This is a genomic window from Enterococcus sp. AZ088 (assembly GCF_051714845.1).
Classification (GTDB): Bacteria; Bacillota; Bacilli; order Lactobacillales; family Enterococcaceae; genus Enterococcus; species Enterococcus faecalis.
On sequence record NZ_JBIOSQ010000002.1, the window covers coordinates 16,244 to 32,858 of the forward strand.

Consider the following 16,615-nt stretch of genomic DNA (forward strand, 5'->3'; position numbering starts at 1 on the left):
GGATTCCTTTCTGCTTATTTTTTCGTTCGTATAGATTGTTGATCAAAGTCGAAAAGTGCGCCTTCACAGTCAAGAGTTATCTTCTTTTTATCTGAGGATATTTCAGATATTACTCCATGTAATCCTCCAATAGTCACAACAGTGTCTCCTGGTTGTAAATTGTTTAAAAAATCTTGTCGTTCTTTTTGTTGCTTTTTTTGTGTACGAAACAGATAAAAATACATAGCAACAATAACTAATAGCATGATAAGCATCGGTTTCATTTCTCCTTGTTAATTTGAAAATTTATATATAGACATCAAGGCTATTTTATAAAAAGAAAGTATTGATGGCAATATTTGTTTCGAATGAAATGGTACAATAATCAGGTAAAAACAATTGGAATTGATGGATACCAACTTACAAAAATGTTAGGAAAATTCTTTTGTTTTAACATTTACAAAACTATACTAATAGTTCTATAATTTCTATATAGAAGACGTTTTCTAATTTTTATTTTCGAGATGAACATTCATGAAAAAGAAATTAGTTAAAGGCTTAGTTATTTGTGGCATGATAGGAATTGGTTTTACAGCATTAGGAACAAATGTAGAAGCTGCTACGTATTACGGAAATGGTGTCTATTGTAATAAGCAAAAATGTTGGGTAAATTGGGGCCAAGCATGGTCAGAAGGAGTTAAACGTTGGGGAGATAATTTGTTTGGTAGTTTTAGTGGAGGAAGGATTTAAATGATTGATATTGAGGAAACAAAAAAAATAATTCATGAACTATATAATAGTTTAATGAAGCGTGATAAGACCAGAGCTATATTAGATATTACAGATGTTTTACTGCAAGTCTATAAAAAAATAGATAGCGAAAAATATCCAGAAATATTAATAAATAAAATGGTGAATTATATCTATATTGTTGGATTTGACAATAAAATTCATTTTTTAGGAAATGATGAAAAGTTATTAATTGAATTGGGAGATATATCTAAAAAGGCTGGAATTAACAGTAAATATAAAGCTAATTTTACAGATAAGTCTCAATTCTATAGTTATTCTGAAAAAGTACCTATTAGATAGTGATAGTTCTGCGTTTGACTGAACAACTACAAAATTTCGTTGTCTTAGATAACTCTGCAATTCTTATATAAAGGTATGATAAAAAGAAATGAAGAAATCGATATTTTTTAAAATTATTATGGTAGTAGTTATATATGCAATCTTTTTAATTAGCAACATAGTTATAGAATATATACCAATAGAAGATTCGTCTATTTTAAAATCTGTTCTACAGCTTGGATTCAACTGTATTTTAGCGTGGAGTTCATATTTAATAGTAAGAACTTTTAAATTAACCAATGATACATTGTTAACTAGTAGAATTACTAGTGTCTGGTTAACGATATTAGGAATAATTATAATACTATTTTTATTGATAGTAACAAATGTTCCGCAAAATATTAAAGATATCTTCAGTGGAGGATTAAATTTATTAGTAAATTCTTTTTTGGTAGCCGTTGCAGCAGCTATATTTGAAGAATTTTTAGTTAGATTATTAGCATTTTCGACATTTTTAGAAATATTTAAAAAAAATAAATATTCTTTGGTTTTTGCTTCAATAGCTTCTTCCTTTTTATTTGGAGTATTGCATATTTCTAATTTAACAATGCAATCTTTTGAAGCAACCATGCAACAAATTTTTTATGCAACAGTTTTAGGTATATGTTTTTCTGTAATTAGAATTCGATTTAATGGGTTACAGTATGTTATTTTCTTACATTTTTTAATTGATTTTCAACCAACAATAACTGATAACGGAACTCCGGCATCATCTTGGGAACAAGTATTTTTAGTGTTTATGCCGATAGCAATTGTTTCTATTATTTGTTTAATTCAATTAAATAAAGATAATAAGAATTTAAATTATTTATTTTAAAAAGTAAAAATATGTGTATTGTAATAAGCAAAAATGTTGGGTAGATTGGAGCAGAGCTCTTTTCGAAATTATAGATAGAGGCGTAAAAGCATATGTCAATGGATTTACGAAAGTGTTAGGTGGTATAGGGGGAAGAGAATAAAAATCAAAAGCTATTTACACTGTTATCAAGGGCATATAATACGTACACACTTGATAATATGGAAGTAAAAGATGGACTTTTAGAAGCAGCAAAAGTATTGCAACAAGAAGACTATACTAAATCTATTATTATCATTTACAAAAAACTTGCGAAGTTAAAAGCAGAGCAAAGAATAAAGATACCTGAAATTCGTGAGTTAATGGATTTTATAAAAAAGGATTATCAAAATTTAAGCAGAAAAGAATTGATAGATAATGATATTGGATATGGATTTGAAGCAATACCGTATATTTTTTAATTGAAGGGCTGCAAAATTCCATATAAATCAAAATCATGTAGCTTAATACAAACTAGTATATTGAGGTTCCCGCTGTCTTTTAAGGCAGTAGGGTTCTTTTTTATGCTGTTTTGAGAAATATAATAAAAAATATTACTGTTAAAAATGAACACTATTCGCTTGATCATACGAACTCTAGTTCGTATGATGTTGAGTGGAAAGGTGGTTTTTTGTATGAAATTTGATTATTCCAAAGAACCTAGACGTGACATTCTGTGTATCGATGTAAAATCATTTTATTCGAGCGTAGAATGTGTAGAACGCGGCTTAGATCCCCTCAAAACAATGCTTATAGTAATGAGTGGGGCTGATAATGCAGGTGGATTAGTACTTGCTGCTTCTCCAATGGCAAAAAAAGTTCTAGGAATTTCTAATGTGACTCGTAAAGACGAAGTCCCTGATCACCCTGATTTATTAGTTGTACCACCAAGAATGAATGTGTATATGAAAAAGAATCAAGAAATCAATAATTTATACAAAAGATTCGTTGCCGACGAAGATCATTCTGTCTTTAGTGTAGATGAAAGCTTTTTTAGATATTACTGCTTCTCTCTCCTACTTTAATTGTGATTCAGCATTTAAGTTGGCCAAAATTATACAGCGTGTGATTTATAATCACATGGGATTGTACGTAACTATTGGAATTGGAGACAATCCTTTGCTAGCTAAATTAGCATTAGACAATGAAGCAAAAAATACACACAGCTGTACGCTCATTCTTGGGGTATTGATCGAAGTTTTTTAGGAGAAAAAAGACAAGTTGCTAAAGAAAAGTCTTTTGGAAATAGTCAGGTATTACCTAGAGATTACGCAAGAAGAGATCAAATTGAATTAGTGCTGAAAGAACTTTCAGATCAGGTAGCAACCAGGTTGAGAAACTCAAACTGTCAAACGGAATGTGTATCTGTATTTGTAGGCTATTCTAAAGGACAAGTTGATGGACTGGGAAGGTCTGGTTGGCGAAAATAGCTTAAAATCGCTCGCAGCAACAACACAAAAGTGTTAACCGAGCATGTTTTAAAGCTTTTTCGAGAAAACTATGTTCCTGGAATAGACATTCGTAATTTAGGCGTTTCATTTGGAAAGTTGGTTTGGGATACTACCCTTCAGTTAGATCTCTTTTCTGTTCCTGAAGAACAAATTGTAGATACTCAGTTGGATTTTTTGATTGACAAAATACGTCAAAAATTTAGCTTTAAAGCATTGATACATGCTTCTTCTCTTTTAGATGGAGCAACAGCTGTGAATCGTTCGGGCTTAGTTGGCGGTCATGCCGGAGGAAACATTGGTTTGGAAAGATAAACTAAAAAAATTTGTTACTAAATCAAAAATAAGAGTATACTGGTATACTCTTATTTTTTTATAGGAAAAGCCAGACATAAAAGATTCAAAACATATTTATGCGCATGTTCACACGCATGAATATGCGCATAAATATGCCATAAACACACGCACACATATGCCCATATTTATTTGATCAATGAAAGATCTGATTGGGAACGATTAAACATTGCTGAAGGGCCCTCTAAACGTTACATTTGTGAAGGATGCTGTGTGGCTGTTTGGTAAGTAGAGTGTTAAATAATTTTGATAAATACAAGTGTTCCTGGTGTAAGCGAACGTATATGTTAGGAAAAGAGATTTATAGATGAAATAAAATACTGAAGTTTTTAAAAGTACATAGGGATATTTTGAATTTATGTTATAATTATTGCGGCAACTGCCAAGTAAGGTGGTGTAACTATGGCTGAGAAACTAATTTCGTTGATTATCTCACCGCTACTTGTGGGTCTAGTACTTTTTCTAGTTGATCGTTGGCTAGACGATTAGTCGATAATCCAAGCAGTTGCCTTTTAGCCCCAACGCTGAAGTCGCAACAGCGCCAAAAAGTCCTCCTACCGCAAATAGGAGGGCTTTTTGGTATAACTATGCTGTTGAACTAATTTCGCTTCGCACCTATAGTATAACATATTATTTAAGGAGGTCAACAAAAAAATAAGCAGGAATGTCCTTCCCTTATTGCTTGGGGTTTGATAGAATATTACTGCGAGCGCATTAATATTTATTTAAAAGGAGGATTTCCCACCATGCCTAGAAAAACCTTTGTGTATCCGCACCCTATCAACACATACATTATCAAGCAACTAGGGATTACTGTTGAAGAATTTTGTGAATTACACGCTTTCTCTCAAGGAACTGTTTCTTCTTGGATTACTCGCAACAAAAAAATTGAAACACTTCCTATCTCATTTATTTATTCTCTTTCCCTGTCTGCCAGCAAAACTATGGATCATGTTTATTCAGACCTTTTAAAACTGCAAGACGATTATTTGCTACACCTGGAACGTTACAGACGTACTAAAAAAATTATTGATGAAAAAGTTTAGTATAACAAGGGTTAAAAATATTTCTATTTTTTTTAATCAATCAAAACCAAGTAACAGCAATCCTTATTTTTAGATTATTACGCCTTAGGATTATCTGTACAAACCTATCTATAAATAACAAGTTGGAGAAAAATTTCTGGCTGTTTATCCATTTCAAATTCTGCATTTTGTTTCTTTCTATTACTTATATATCAATATTTATTATGTATTACTTACCACTTTTAATACATTTAATTACTACCTTAAATCATTTTATCTAGTGCTTTTTCCCTATACTTATAACGTAAATAACGTTTTTATTTTATTTAGCTACTACTTTAATAGCATTTATATACCACCTTTTATTAAAATTCACTACTTATACATCAGTATTTAATATATACCACTTCTTCTTATTTACCTACCACTTTAGTCCGGTTTATTTACCACCTTTAATCTTTTTATCTAGTGCTTTTTTCCTATACTTATAACGTAAATAACGTTTTTATTTTATTTAGCTACTACTTTAATAGCATTTATATACCACCTTTTATTAATATATATTACTTATATATCAATATTTAATATGTTTTACTTCTTATTTGATTACCACTTTAAATATATTTTAATATACGTAGAGAAAGTGTATTAAAATTTTTACTTCTCTTTATATGTTTCACAAAAATCATTAAATAAAAAAATACCTACCATATTTATTTAAAGTGGTAGGTATTTTTTTTATTTTCTTATTTTATCGTTGATTCCCCATTGTTTCTTTATATCAGTAAACGTTTCTTGCTTTATTTCTTCAGACGAACGTATCACATTATTGTCTATATCTACATCAGGAATAATAGGATGAGCTTCTCTAAACAAATCTAATTCAAGGGCAACAGAATTAAGTAAATCATTTTTATCTTCTTGAGAAAGATTTAATCGAATATATTCATTTAAAGCTTTTCTCAATAATTCGTCTTTTTTCATATTTGTTTCATACTTTTCAACCATGATGCTTGCTGTAGCATTAGTAAGGGCAGATAATTTAACAGATTGCATTGCAGCGTAAACTTTATCAAATTTTGTTATTGGGGCACCTTTTCTTTTCTTTCGAATAGGTACTTCATGAGTTACAGAGCTTGTTTTCTGGCTTCTAAAGGTACTATTAGTCTTAGGAATATTACTTATAGTTGTTTCTCTTGCCCTCTCCTTTGATCGCTGCTTTATTTTATCTAGTCCTTTATTACTACTACCAAAGATACCTAAGTTTTTAATCTCAGCCATTCTTTACACCTACCCTTCATACCAATGTTCATGTTCTTCTAATTCGTCCAAAATGTTGATAAATAATTCATGGCATTTCTTATCCCATTGCTTTAATTTTCCTTTTTTAGTTAATTCAGTAGTGATACCCGATCCGTCATATCTTTTAAGTCGTGCATTTTTTAGCACAACGTTTTTAATTAAGTGCTCTCCATAGATTTCCTGTGCTTGTTGATACATTTCTTTATCTACGGAATCACCGCTTTCTAACATAAATGGAACAACACCAGCAACTTTTAAATTTGTATCAAATTCATTAGTAAAGAAGTCCATATATTCCAAATACTGCATAGCATTACGCATAGATTTAACTTGAGTTTGTAACACAACAATAGCCCAATCAGCTATATACATAGCTGATTTACTATAAATAGAAATTGATGGAGGTACATCCAAATAAATGACATCAAAATCATTAAATAGAGGAGATAATTTTTCTTCCATGTATTTAAACTTATCAATTGAATTAGGAAATCTATCTTTAATCCAATCATCGTATAATTCAAACGACATATCCGCAGGTAATATATACAGATTTTCAATAATCTTATAAATAGCGTCATGTGGATCAATATTTGAAATAAGTACGTCAGTAATTGTATTTGTGTATTCGGTTAACTCACCTTCCCCCCCACCCTCATCTTTAGAAAAATTCATATGCGTTAAGTTCATAACATCAGAAGTATTTCCTTGCATATCTAAATCAATGATTAATGTTTTTAATTCTTTGAATTTTGCTGACTCAAATCCAAACATTTGAGCACAAGTACTTTTACCGACGCCACCTTTAAAGTTACCAATTACATATTTCTTTGCTGCCATACATGCAACTTCCTCTCTAAGTACAATTTTATAAATATTATAACATACCACCTAAAATATAACTAGTTTAAATACCACCAGAAGTATTTAAGGTAGTAATTAATTTCAATTAAATAATAATTACTGTGGTAATCAATTTATTTAAAGGTGGTAATTAATTAATTTATCTTTATATTTAAAGTGGTAGGCAATTGTTTTTAATCTACAAGAAGGTGGTAACTAATTATAATTTCGGTAGTAGATAATACACATATTTTTATATTTAAAGTGGTAATTAAATAAATTTAAAGTGGTAACTAATTCATTTAATTACTATCGTTATTACCAATAATTATACATTTACATACCAAAATAAGTAGTAATTAAATAAATTTAAAGTGGTAACTAATTGTTTATTAAAAGTAGTAGGTAATTCACTTTACAGTAGAGTACAATTATACATTCAGGTAGTAACTAAATAAATTATTTTTATATTAATGGTGGTGTGTAAATACTTATTTTATTAAGTTGAGGTGGTAACTAAATAGTTTCTAACAAGAATTAAAGTGGTAACTAATTTAAATAGCTATTATTATTGCTTGCCAACGCCTTTTGTCTTTGCTATTTTTAAATTGCTTACTATGTGATTAAAGTATATCTAATAAAGGAGTATCTAAAATAATGACGAATATTAAAGAACGGGGGTATAGTTATCAAAACAGCTACTCGGAGCTATTTTGGAAATTCCCACAGTTTCTGTTGAAAAATGAAAAATACAAATCTATGAAAGATAGTTCTAAGATTGCTTATATGCTTTTTAAAGACAAAATTTCTCTTGCTCTCACAAATAACTGGATTGACGAAGATGGAATGATTTATTTGATTTTTCAACAAAAGGATCTCATGGAAATGCTGAATTGCTATCAAGGAAAAGTTAAATCTACCCTAGATGAATTAGAAAAGTATGGCTTATTGGAAGTTGTCAGAGGCGGTTTTGATGCGAAAGCTGGAAAAAACATAGCAAACAAATATTATCTCTTACAGCCAGAGTTAAAAAAAGAAGATTTATACCTGTCAGCAAACACAAACGCTGAAACCCTTGATAATAGTGGATATGCTGAAATCGCACGCCGTGAAAAAAACGCTGAAACCCTTGATAATAGTGGATATGCTGAAATCGCACGCCGTAAAAAAAAAGCTGAAACCCTTGATAATAGTGGATATGCTGAAATCGCACAAGTAAAAGATAATATCTATATAAATAATTCTTTAGATACAATAGACACAAAAGAGACGGATAAAGAGCAGATGCGCCAACGAATTTTATTAGATCAGTTTCATGAAGTTCAAGAACAAACATTTTTAAACAAGTCCAGCTTAAAATATATTGCTCTTTTTTCAAATACAATTCAAGAAGCTCATGAAAAAGTTGGCACAATTATTCGAGCTAAAAATAAAGCAGAAAAGGAGTATGCTACAGTCTTGTTAGGCGAAGATTATCAAGAAGAAATTGACAAATGTTTACGAAGAGTGATGCATAAAATTAAAACTGATTCTACTGTAAAAAGTCCTAAAGGGTTATTTTATAAATCTTTTTACAACTTATTCGTTGAATGTGCAATTGAGAAAAAGAACCAGTTAAATTCAAATAAAATTGAGAATCTACCAGATATAACTACCCATAATTGGGTTTAAACTGCTTCAAGCAATCACGATTATATTGTATGCAAATTTGCATATTTGTTTATCAATATTGACACTAAATTTTGCTAATGGTATATTCTAAACAAACACAAAGGGAACGCGAGTTCGCTTTTTACTGTTGATTTTTGTGTTAATTACAATTTACTAGTAAATCTAAAAAATTATTTGCATTATTTTTAAGGGTATGCTATTCTTTTTTTGAAATTATTAGAATTAAAGAATACACCTTTAAATAAATGCAATGTTTGTTGAGTTTCCAGCTTAAAAGTAAGCATGAGAAGCTAGCAGGCAACAAAAAAAAGAACCGTCTCCATAGGATTGGCAGTCCTAGCGGGAGATTAAGACAATTCAGCTCTCCAAAGCGTATGAATTGCCCTCGGTCCTTTTGTTGCAACCTGCGTTACAACAAACTGTATTATATCAATTTATGCGCAAAAAGAAAAACATTTTTTCTTGATTTTCCTTGAATTCTTTTCCTCTTCTCATTCGAGAAATTGAATTTTGGGACGCTTATTTTGGTATAATCTGTTTTTGCTGTACGTAGGATGTTTCAAAGGGGAGATTGTGCAATTTGGCGCAATCTCCCCTTTTTTTGTTGTGTGCTAACTTTTCATGATGATGCTAAGGAGGAATTTCAGTGATTAAAGTCTTACGTAAAGAGGATATTGGGTATTATGGCGCAAGAGTAACGACATTTTCCTCAAGGGAAAAACGCCAGTTAAGAAATACACGTTCTGAAACGCGTAAAAGCAGTAAAAACTATCGGATTGATGGGTTAGAAGCAATTGAAGTAGAGCATTATTTCGAAGGAACCAAGAAAAAAGTAAGAGAAAGGGCGAGAATTTTGTTAAAAGATGTCTATCCTGAAATCAAACATGTCTATGATCATAACGGTATTTTGATTGGCCGTAGAATTCAACGTGGCGCTCCGTTAAAACCTACGGGAAAAGGAATGAGCAAATTTTTACGTTATGAAAACTAAATAAAAAACGATTTGTCTTCTTGGACGTGCTTGAAAATGTTATGGAACTTTTGGTTGATTTCTGTGATGTGAAAAAGAGAAATGTTGGACACAAGAAGGTGGCGTGAGCGGTCAGCGGTTAAAGTTAGGGCAAACGATTGCCAGTCCTTTTTAGAATGAACGAAGGTCGTTCTTAGTCTATGTACAACAACGAATTGGTGCATAGAAGTACACGCTTGCGAATAACTTTTGTAAATGAACAAGAATGATGACGATTCTTGGTAAACAATTGGAGCATGTAGAAAGGATGCCAAAAGGAAAATAACCTATAGCGCCTAGATTTATCAGAGCAGCTACTAAGGGATCTAGGCTTTGACACTTCTTTTGATAAAAAAGAAAAGGCTTCTCGTAATGGGGAAGCGCTTATCTGGAAAAGGTAGGTTGTGTGCTGCACTACATATAGGCACTTGTAATGAAAAACAGGACATTACATTTACCGTTGTCTATTAGGGTTTCTAGTTTCGGACGCCATAAACTAGTCGAAATTAATTTTTAAGTGGGTCCAAGAAGACAAAGTGCAAAATCAGTGCGTGTTTTTGTCTGTTTTACGTTTCTTTATGGCTGGAAGGCTAACCCATAGAAGCAAGGCAACAGGGAAGAAGAACAAGAAAATACCTAAACTGATTTTATGTAATAAAAAGACAACGGCGAATACTAAAAAAGCAAGAAATAAAATAAAAACAGTTAGCTGCATGGTCGTTCGTCCTTTCGATTTAGTGTTTAGTTTCTAAAATTATTTTAGTAAGGAAATATGAATTTTTCAAAAAAATTGTTTAGAGAAAGCATGAAAGAATTTGACAGGAGGAGAAAGCACAATGAAATATTCAATAGCAAAAAGATTGCATGAACTTTTTGGATTTGAAAGGATGAATTTTGAAAAATAGTGATGCAAAATTTAGAGAATGGAGAACAGAACATGGGGCTATCAATTTAAATTAGTAAAGGTTATTCAAAAAAAGACATTAGCAACTATGTAACTATTTCAATTATACTTAAGATATAATATTGAAGCGGTTAAAAAAAGTTGATATAATAAAAAAGGTTATGTGATAAAAGTAACAAGAGAAGCTCTCTTGTTACTTAACGGGAGTAGGCAAGGTATTGTTCATGGATTTTTGCAAGACCAAAAGTATCACCTATTTTTAAATTATTAGGGGTATGTTTGATACTAGAAATTGAAAAAAGGTTTTTCTCTTTATCTGTTACGGTAAGAGGAAATTCAATATCATTTTCTTTTTCAGAAGTGATAAAAGCTACGTTTTTCTTTTCAAACAAGACAGTAGTGATTTGAGAAGAACCAAGGTCGATTAAATCTTGTCCATATTTTTCTCTTAAGCTATTTAATGAAGGATAAACGGCAAGCTCACTAGATTGGCTTGTAGTAGTTGATTGAACAGTATTTTGTGACTGTGTTTCTGTTTTGTTAGATACAGTAAAAGCAATAATAGTAAGTACAATCAGTAAGATTGAACCAATAGCAACAATGTATTTCTTATTCATAGAACCTCCGTTGTAAAAATTGTTTATTATTGTTTTAGTTGTAAATTCAAGACAGAAAACGACTTATTGCCGTTTCTGTCTTTTTTCTTCGAGCTGTTCGGCATATTTTTCAACATCGCTTTTCAGATATAGACGAACACTTCCAGTGCCTGAACCGTATTCTAAAAAAGGTTTGATATATTTTAAATTTACGGATTGAGAAAAACTGCTGTAACTTTGTTTAGTTATTTTGGCAGCTTCTTGTCTAGTTAATAAATTTGTTAAACACCAGTCTTGAATATCTTGATTTGTTTTTAAATCCATCATAAATCTCCTTTCAATGTTGTATAGTAAATTTATTATACTAAAAAATAAAAAAATAGCAAAAATGTGTTTACTTTTTACGTTAAGTTTATTATAATAAATTTATCGTAATAGTTGAAAATATTTAATAAAGAAAGAAGGAATTAAATCATGAAAATTTTGAAGGTATTAGCTATCGGAGTAACAGTAGGTGGAATTGCATTAGCAATGAATAGTGAAAAAGCTGAAGCAGCAGAATGGACACCACGTACAGCAGAACAAATCAAAGCTGAAATTAAAGGGAATGAATATACTATTGTTTGGGGAGATACACTAAGTGCTATTAGCCAAGCAACAAATATTACAGTGCAAAAATTAGCAGATATGAATAAAATTGCAAATGTAGATTTAATCTACGCAGGAAACAAATTGAGTTTTGATGGCAATGTAGCAAGTGTGCAAAACAGCGCAGGTGAAACAGTGGCTCAAACAGTGATTCAAGATACAGACAAAGTAAATCCTTCTCAACCTGTCGGCCAACCTGCACAAGAAGCAACAACGAATAATGTAGTAACAGATAACACACAAACTGGAAATGTTGAAGTAGCACCAAGTACACCAGAACAAACGCCAGTTCAACCAGATAATGGCAGCCAAGGCGAACAAACAACGCCTTCTACACCAGAAAATAATCAACCATCAACTCCTGGAAACGGAGGAACGACAACGCCAGAACAACCAAGCCAACCTGGTGGAGGCAATCAAGGAGGTTCAAATGGAGGAACAACTACTCCTGAGCAACCAGAAACACCGCAAGAACCAACACCAGATTATGAACCAGCTGGTCGAATCAGTCCTTGGTTTATGACCTATGAAGAAGCAGATGCTTGGGCAGAAAAATTACCAGATGATCAATATAATAGATGCAGCATTGAAGGCACTTCATTTTCTGACGGTACAATCAGATATTGTGTAACATTAAAATAAAATAGTCATTATACTATGAAAGATCTTTAACGTTTATGTTAAAGGTCTTTTTTTATACAAAAATTCCACCAATCTGGGTGTTTATATAAATAAAATTTTACCTAAGGAGGCAAACAAATGCGATTAAAAAAATTATGTACACTCTTTACATTAGCGGTGTTGGGAATAAATTCTTTAACACCTGTAACACAAGTAGTAGCTGAAGGATTTCCGTCTATAGCGACTACAGAAACAACTGCTTCTGAAAGTACGTCTAGTACAACTGAAAATTCAAAAGAAGAAACAACTCAAACAAGTTCTTCTGAAAAAGAGAAGACAAGTGAGACAAAAGAGAATGAAACAAGTACACAAACTCAGCCGTCTACAGATACGGAAATGAGTGAATCAACAGTTAACACTGATAATTCAAGTCCAGATGTGGCAAAAGGTGAAGAACAACTGTATTCTTCTGATAGATCTGCCTATACTTATTTAGTAGGAACTGAAACAGAGCTTGTAAAAGCAGAATTACTTGCTTTCATGGACGCACATACACAAGAAATTCAAGCGATTAAAGGCGCTTCTTACGAAGCACATGTAGGATTTACTGCTTCAAATGGTAAGTTGTATGAATTCACTCCAGTTGACTCAGCGGCTAGATTGCGTAGAGCAGTAGAAGAACAAGCAGGAATAACAATTCAAGTTGTTCGTCAATTTGCAGTTAATTGGCATATTCGTATGCCTAATAGCGGACTAGAAACATGGGGGTCAGTTTATGATGAAATGGCTACCCCAGATGGACAACCACTTTTTTGTATAGAACCTGGTATCCTTGTTAATGGTTTTGGTGGTTATACGCAAACGGTAATGCCTAGTCAAATTACGAAAAGAATGAAACAAGGTGCGAGTATTGGATATACTAAAACAAAAGATATTCCACATTATTGGAATACTCAAACATTTTTGTGGGATGAATTTGGAGTTCAGTGGATTCAAAACAGTGGACGTAATCAAGGGATTATCAATGAAATCCATACAGGTATTGCGAATCTAGCTAAACGTCCGTCTTTCCAAAATAAAGAAGTAACTTTGAAAGTTGGACAGTCGGTAACATTGACAGATACAAATGGAGTATTTAAAGATTATGATAATCTAGTAAGTAATACTGCAGGAGTAAAATTAGAAAAGAGCGGTAATAATTTAAAAATTACTGCAACGGCTTCGAGTAATGAGAATGGAACTGTAACTTATAGACGTTACAAAAATGAACCAGTAAATATAGCTTATTATAAACCAGGAAGTCAAACAGTAGCTGTATTGAATGATCCTGATAGAGCTAGTTTCAGTATTCCAATCAAAGTTCTAAAAAACGGTAATGTAAAAATCAAAAAAGTGGATGCAGACACAGGAAAAGCTATTTCTGGTGCGAAATTCAAGATTTCTTATGGTGGCCGAAATGTAGAAGTGGTAACTAACGCTAATGGTGAAGCTGACCTGAAAGATATTCCTCACGGAACAAAAGTAACCATTACAGAAATTCAAGCAGCAAACGGCTACGTTCTTAACAAAACACCACAAACAGTTACAATTGAAGCAAATAAAACAATTACAGTTACGTTCAAAAATAAAAAACAAGTTGGACGCTTAGATCTCATCAAAGAAGATAAGGAAACAGGTAATCAAGCGCAAGGTTCTGCTAAGTTGGAAGGTGTTGTGTATGGTTTATTTGAAACAAACGGTCAAAAAGTAAAAGAAGTGACGTTGAAAAAATCTGGAGACAAAGTCACAGGTTCTTTTGAAAACATTCAAATTATGCATGACTATTATGTTCAAGAAATCAAATCACCAGAAGGATATACGTTAGATAAAACAAAATATCCAGTAAACATTGCATATGCAGGCCAAGATAAAACCGTCGCAGTAAAAACAATGACGCTAAAAGACCAAGTCATTAAAGGTGGGGTGGAAATTGTTAAAATTGGTGACAAACCACTTGTCAAAAAATTCCTTGATACAATCACAGGAAAAGCAGACAATATCAAGCCTCAATTAGAAGGGGCAGAATTCACTATCACGTCAAAAACAAATGGAAAAGTTGTAAAAGTGATGACAACGGATAAAAATGGTAAAGCAAGTACAGGTAAAACATTGCCTTACGATTCTTATATAATGACAGAAACTAAAACGCCAGACGGCTACTTGCCAATTGAACCGATTGAATTCACCATTTCAGAAGAAGACCAAAAATTCTTCTGGGTTTTGGAAGATAAAATCATTGAAGCCCGTTTACATTTAGTGAAAGTGGACGCAGAAACAGGAAAAAATATTCCGCTACGCGATACCACGTTCAAAATTTGGGACCGCTGGGCAAATGATGGCAAAGGTGACTATGTTTCCATGCGTGTGCCAAACTCATTAGAAATTAGTGACGAATTCAAAACCAATGAAAAAGGGGAATTGGTGACAAGCGATAGCTTACCATTCGGTAAAGATCGTTATGAAATTCGTGAGTTACGTGCGCCAGAAGGCTACTTGCTTGCGACTGAACCAGTTGTTTTCTCTGTTACTGAAGCCGATGCAGGTGGTGTAATTACGATTAAATTCGAGAATATGCCACAAAAAGGCCAAGTAAAAATCCATAAGACAGGTGAAAAAGGAATTTCTACCGTTGAAAAAGAATGTGAGTACGGGAAATATGCGGAAATTCAATATGACCAAGTGGATTTAGCAGGTGTGAAATTCAAAATCCGTGCAAGAGAAGATATTACAACACCAGACGGAACAGTTCGTTTGGCCAAAGGTGAATATGTTCAAAAAGACGGCAAAGATTTTGAGTTAGTAACAAATGATTTAGGAATGACTGAATCTGAGCCAAACTTGTATCTAGGTAAATACGAAGCAGTAGAAATCGAAGCACCAAATGGTTTTGTGCTGTTAAAAGACCCAATTCCTTTTGAAATCAAATACGAAGGACAACTGGTTGAATTAGCTTCTACAACCGTTAAAGTTGAAAATCAATTGCAAGAAATCAACGTATACGGCTACAAGAAACAAGAAGTTGTAACTGGTTGGGAAGACGGCAAACCAGTGATTGAGCTAGAAAATGCGAAGAATGGCCAAGTCTTTGGCTTGTTTGTTGGCGAAGGTGGTATTCAAATTGGTTTTGATATTTTACCTCACGACACAGCATTAGCTTTTGCGAAAGTCAAAGACGGTAAATTAGCTTTTGAAGGCTTAACATTACCAAACGTAGAAAGTAATTTCTACTTGAAGGAAATTGATGCAGGAAATGACCACGTGTTAGACGAAACTAAATATGGATTTAAGTATGTGCCTTCTACAAATGAAAAAGAGCATGCGATTCATGTATTTGCGGACGGATACGCTGAAAATAAAGAAATCTTGACGAAAATGGCTCGAAAAGAGATTGAAAACAAATTAGCGTATACAGACGTAGAGCTAATCAAAACGGATAATTTAGGAAACAAACCTCTTGAAGGCGTTGAGTTCCAATTGATCCGTGTAGACGGTAAAAAAGAAACTGTGGTAAATACGTACAAAACAGATAAAGACGGAAAAATCACTGTGAAGAAATTACCAACAGGGAACTACAAATTCAAAGAAACAAAACCTTTGAAATGGTACTATCCAAATACAGACGATTTGAGCTTTGAAGTAACGCCAGAAACGAATGGCCAAATCATTTCCCTTAAAGCAGTCAACAAACGCAAACCAATGGAAATTACGACACTTTTAGCGACTGTAGACGGTAAGAAAGAAGCGAACCCAACAATTGACAATACGTTACGTGATGAAGTGAAAATCAAAGGTGCAGAAGTAGGACACACTTACACTATCGTTACTCCATACGTAGATCCAGAAACGAAAAAAGTGATTACGACTGTTGAATCAACGTATACAGCAAAAGCCGAAAATGAAACGATCCATGTAGATATTCCAATTGCGAAAAATACAATGAAAGACGGTCAAAAAGGGGTAGCTACTCACTATATCTATTACGACAAAGAAAAAACAAAACTTGTTGGTAAAGAAGATAACTTGGCCAATAAAGACCAAACAGTTACCTTCAAAACACCAAAAGCATTACCAAAAACAGGAGAAACAGCAAATGTTGCATATGTAGCATTAGGGCTGTTTCTTTTTGTATGCGCAAGTGTTGTTTTGGTACGTCGTAAAGTCAAAGAATAATGAAACGAACTAGAGATAGTCAAAAGGGACTATCTCTAGC

At 32.6% G+C, this 16,615-nt stretch carries 15 protein-coding genes and 1 pseudogene; 11 read left to right on the plus strand and 5 right to left on the minus strand.

What is annotated here, in order from left to right:
• Nucleotides 1-14: 14 nt before the first annotated feature.
• Complete coding sequence (yajC, locus tag IGL17_RS13270; RefSeq protein WP_025193441.1) at nt 15-254, minus strand: preprotein translocase subunit YajC; 240 nt, start codon at nt 252-254, stop codon at nt 15-17.
• 259 nt (nt 255-513) lie between these two features.
• On the opposite strand from yajC, the gene IGL17_RS13275 reads away from it, so the two are divergent.
• The 7 genes and pseudogenes from IGL17_RS13275 to IGL17_RS13305 all read left to right on the plus strand — a co-directional run bounded on the left by IGL17_RS13275 (nt 514) and on the right by IGL17_RS13305 (nt 4,793).
• Entirely contained in the window at nt 514-729 is a 216-nt protein-coding gene (locus tag IGL17_RS13275; RefSeq protein ID WP_010709166.1) for a leucocin A/sakacin P family class II bacteriocin, read from the plus strand.
• Nucleotides 730-1,071, plus strand: a complete 342-nt coding sequence (locus IGL17_RS13280) for a bacteriocin immunity protein (protein WP_016632859.1) — start codon at nt 730-732, stop codon at nt 1,069-1,071. It abuts the gene before it with no gap.
• Between the two features lie 118 nt (nt 1,072-1,189).
• The gene (locus IGL17_RS13285) at nt 1,190-1,927 is read left to right on the plus strand and encodes a lysostaphin resistance A-like protein (protein ID WP_438839752.1); all 738 of its coding nucleotides are present in this window, start codon (nt 1,190-1,192) and stop codon (nt 1,925-1,927) included.
• 13 nt (nt 1,928-1,940) lie between these two features.
• Nucleotides 1,941-2,069 (plus strand): leucocin A/sakacin P family class II bacteriocin, encoded by a 129-nt coding sequence (locus IGL17_RS13290; RefSeq protein WP_289867812.1) that lies wholly within the window; start codon nt 1,941-1,943, stop codon nt 2,067-2,069.
• 58 nt (nt 2,070-2,127) lie between these two features.
• Entirely contained in the window at nt 2,128-2,367 is a 240-nt protein-coding gene (locus IGL17_RS13295) for a hypothetical protein (protein WP_289867811.1), read from the plus strand.
• A gap of 213 nt (nt 2,368-2,580) precedes the next feature.
• A pseudogene (locus IGL17_RS13300) lies at nt 2,581-3,708 on the plus strand (DinB/UmuC family translesion DNA polymerase).
• A gap of 785 nt (nt 3,709-4,493) precedes the next feature.
• Entirely contained in the window at nt 4,494-4,793 is a 300-nt protein-coding gene (locus tag IGL17_RS13305; protein WP_289867810.1) for a type III secretion system protein PrgN, read from the plus strand.
• 717 nt (nt 4,794-5,510) lie between these two features.
• Here IGL17_RS13305 and IGL17_RS13310 read toward each other — a convergent pair.
• Together IGL17_RS13310 and IGL17_RS13315 are read right to left on the minus strand one after the other, a co-directional pair.
• Nucleotides 5,511-6,053, minus strand: a complete 543-nt coding sequence (locus tag IGL17_RS13310; protein ID WP_016622199.1) for a hypothetical protein — start codon at nt 6,051-6,053, stop codon at nt 5,511-5,513.
• A gap of 9 nt (nt 6,054-6,062) precedes the next feature.
• Nucleotides 6,063-6,914 carry a ParA family protein gene (locus IGL17_RS13315; protein WP_289867780.1) on the minus strand — a complete coding sequence of 284 codons (852 nt, stop codon included), beginning with the start codon at nt 6,912-6,914 and terminating at the stop codon, nt 6,063-6,065.
• Nucleotides 6,915-7,574: 660 nt separating this feature from the next.
• Between IGL17_RS13315 and IGL17_RS13320 the strand changes: the two genes are divergently transcribed.
• Together IGL17_RS13320 and traE are read left to right on the plus strand one after the other, a co-directional pair.
• The gene (locus IGL17_RS13320) at nt 7,575-8,588 is read left to right on the plus strand and encodes a replication initiator protein A (protein ID WP_289867779.1); all 1,014 of its coding nucleotides are present in this window, start codon (nt 7,575-7,577) and stop codon (nt 8,586-8,588) included.
• A 646-nt stretch (nt 8,589-9,234) separates the two neighbouring features.
• Entirely contained in the window at nt 9,235-9,579 is a 345-nt protein-coding gene (traE, locus tag IGL17_RS13325; protein WP_130760248.1) for a type IV conjugative transfer system protein TraE, read from the plus strand.
• A gap of 1,119 nt (nt 9,580-10,698) precedes the next feature.
• Here traE and IGL17_RS13330 read toward each other — a convergent pair.
• Together IGL17_RS13330 and IGL17_RS13335 are read right to left on the minus strand one after the other, a co-directional pair.
• The gene (locus tag IGL17_RS13330) at nt 10,699-11,118 is read right to left on the minus strand and encodes a hypothetical protein (RefSeq protein ID WP_289867777.1); all 420 of its coding nucleotides are present in this window, start codon (nt 11,116-11,118) and stop codon (nt 10,699-10,701) included.
• Nucleotides 11,119-11,181: 63 nt separating this feature from the next.
• Entirely contained in the window at nt 11,182-11,421 is a 240-nt protein-coding gene (locus IGL17_RS13335; RefSeq protein WP_016633163.1) for a hypothetical protein, read from the minus strand.
• A 150-nt stretch (nt 11,422-11,571) separates the two neighbouring features.
• Between IGL17_RS13335 and IGL17_RS13340 the strand changes: the two genes are divergently transcribed.
• Nucleotides 11,572-12,387: a LysM peptidoglycan-binding domain-containing protein gene (locus IGL17_RS13340; protein ID WP_438724665.1), complete on the plus strand. Its 816-nt coding sequence runs from the start codon at nt 11,572-11,574 to the stop codon at nt 12,385-12,387.
• Nucleotides 12,388-12,504: 117 nt separating this feature from the next.
• A complete protein-coding gene (locus tag IGL17_RS13345) occupies nt 12,505-16,575 on the plus strand; it encodes a SpaA isopeptide-forming pilin-related protein (RefSeq protein ID WP_438724664.1) in 4,071 nt (1,356 codons plus the stop codon).
• Nucleotides 16,576-16,615 lie beyond the last annotated feature (40 nt).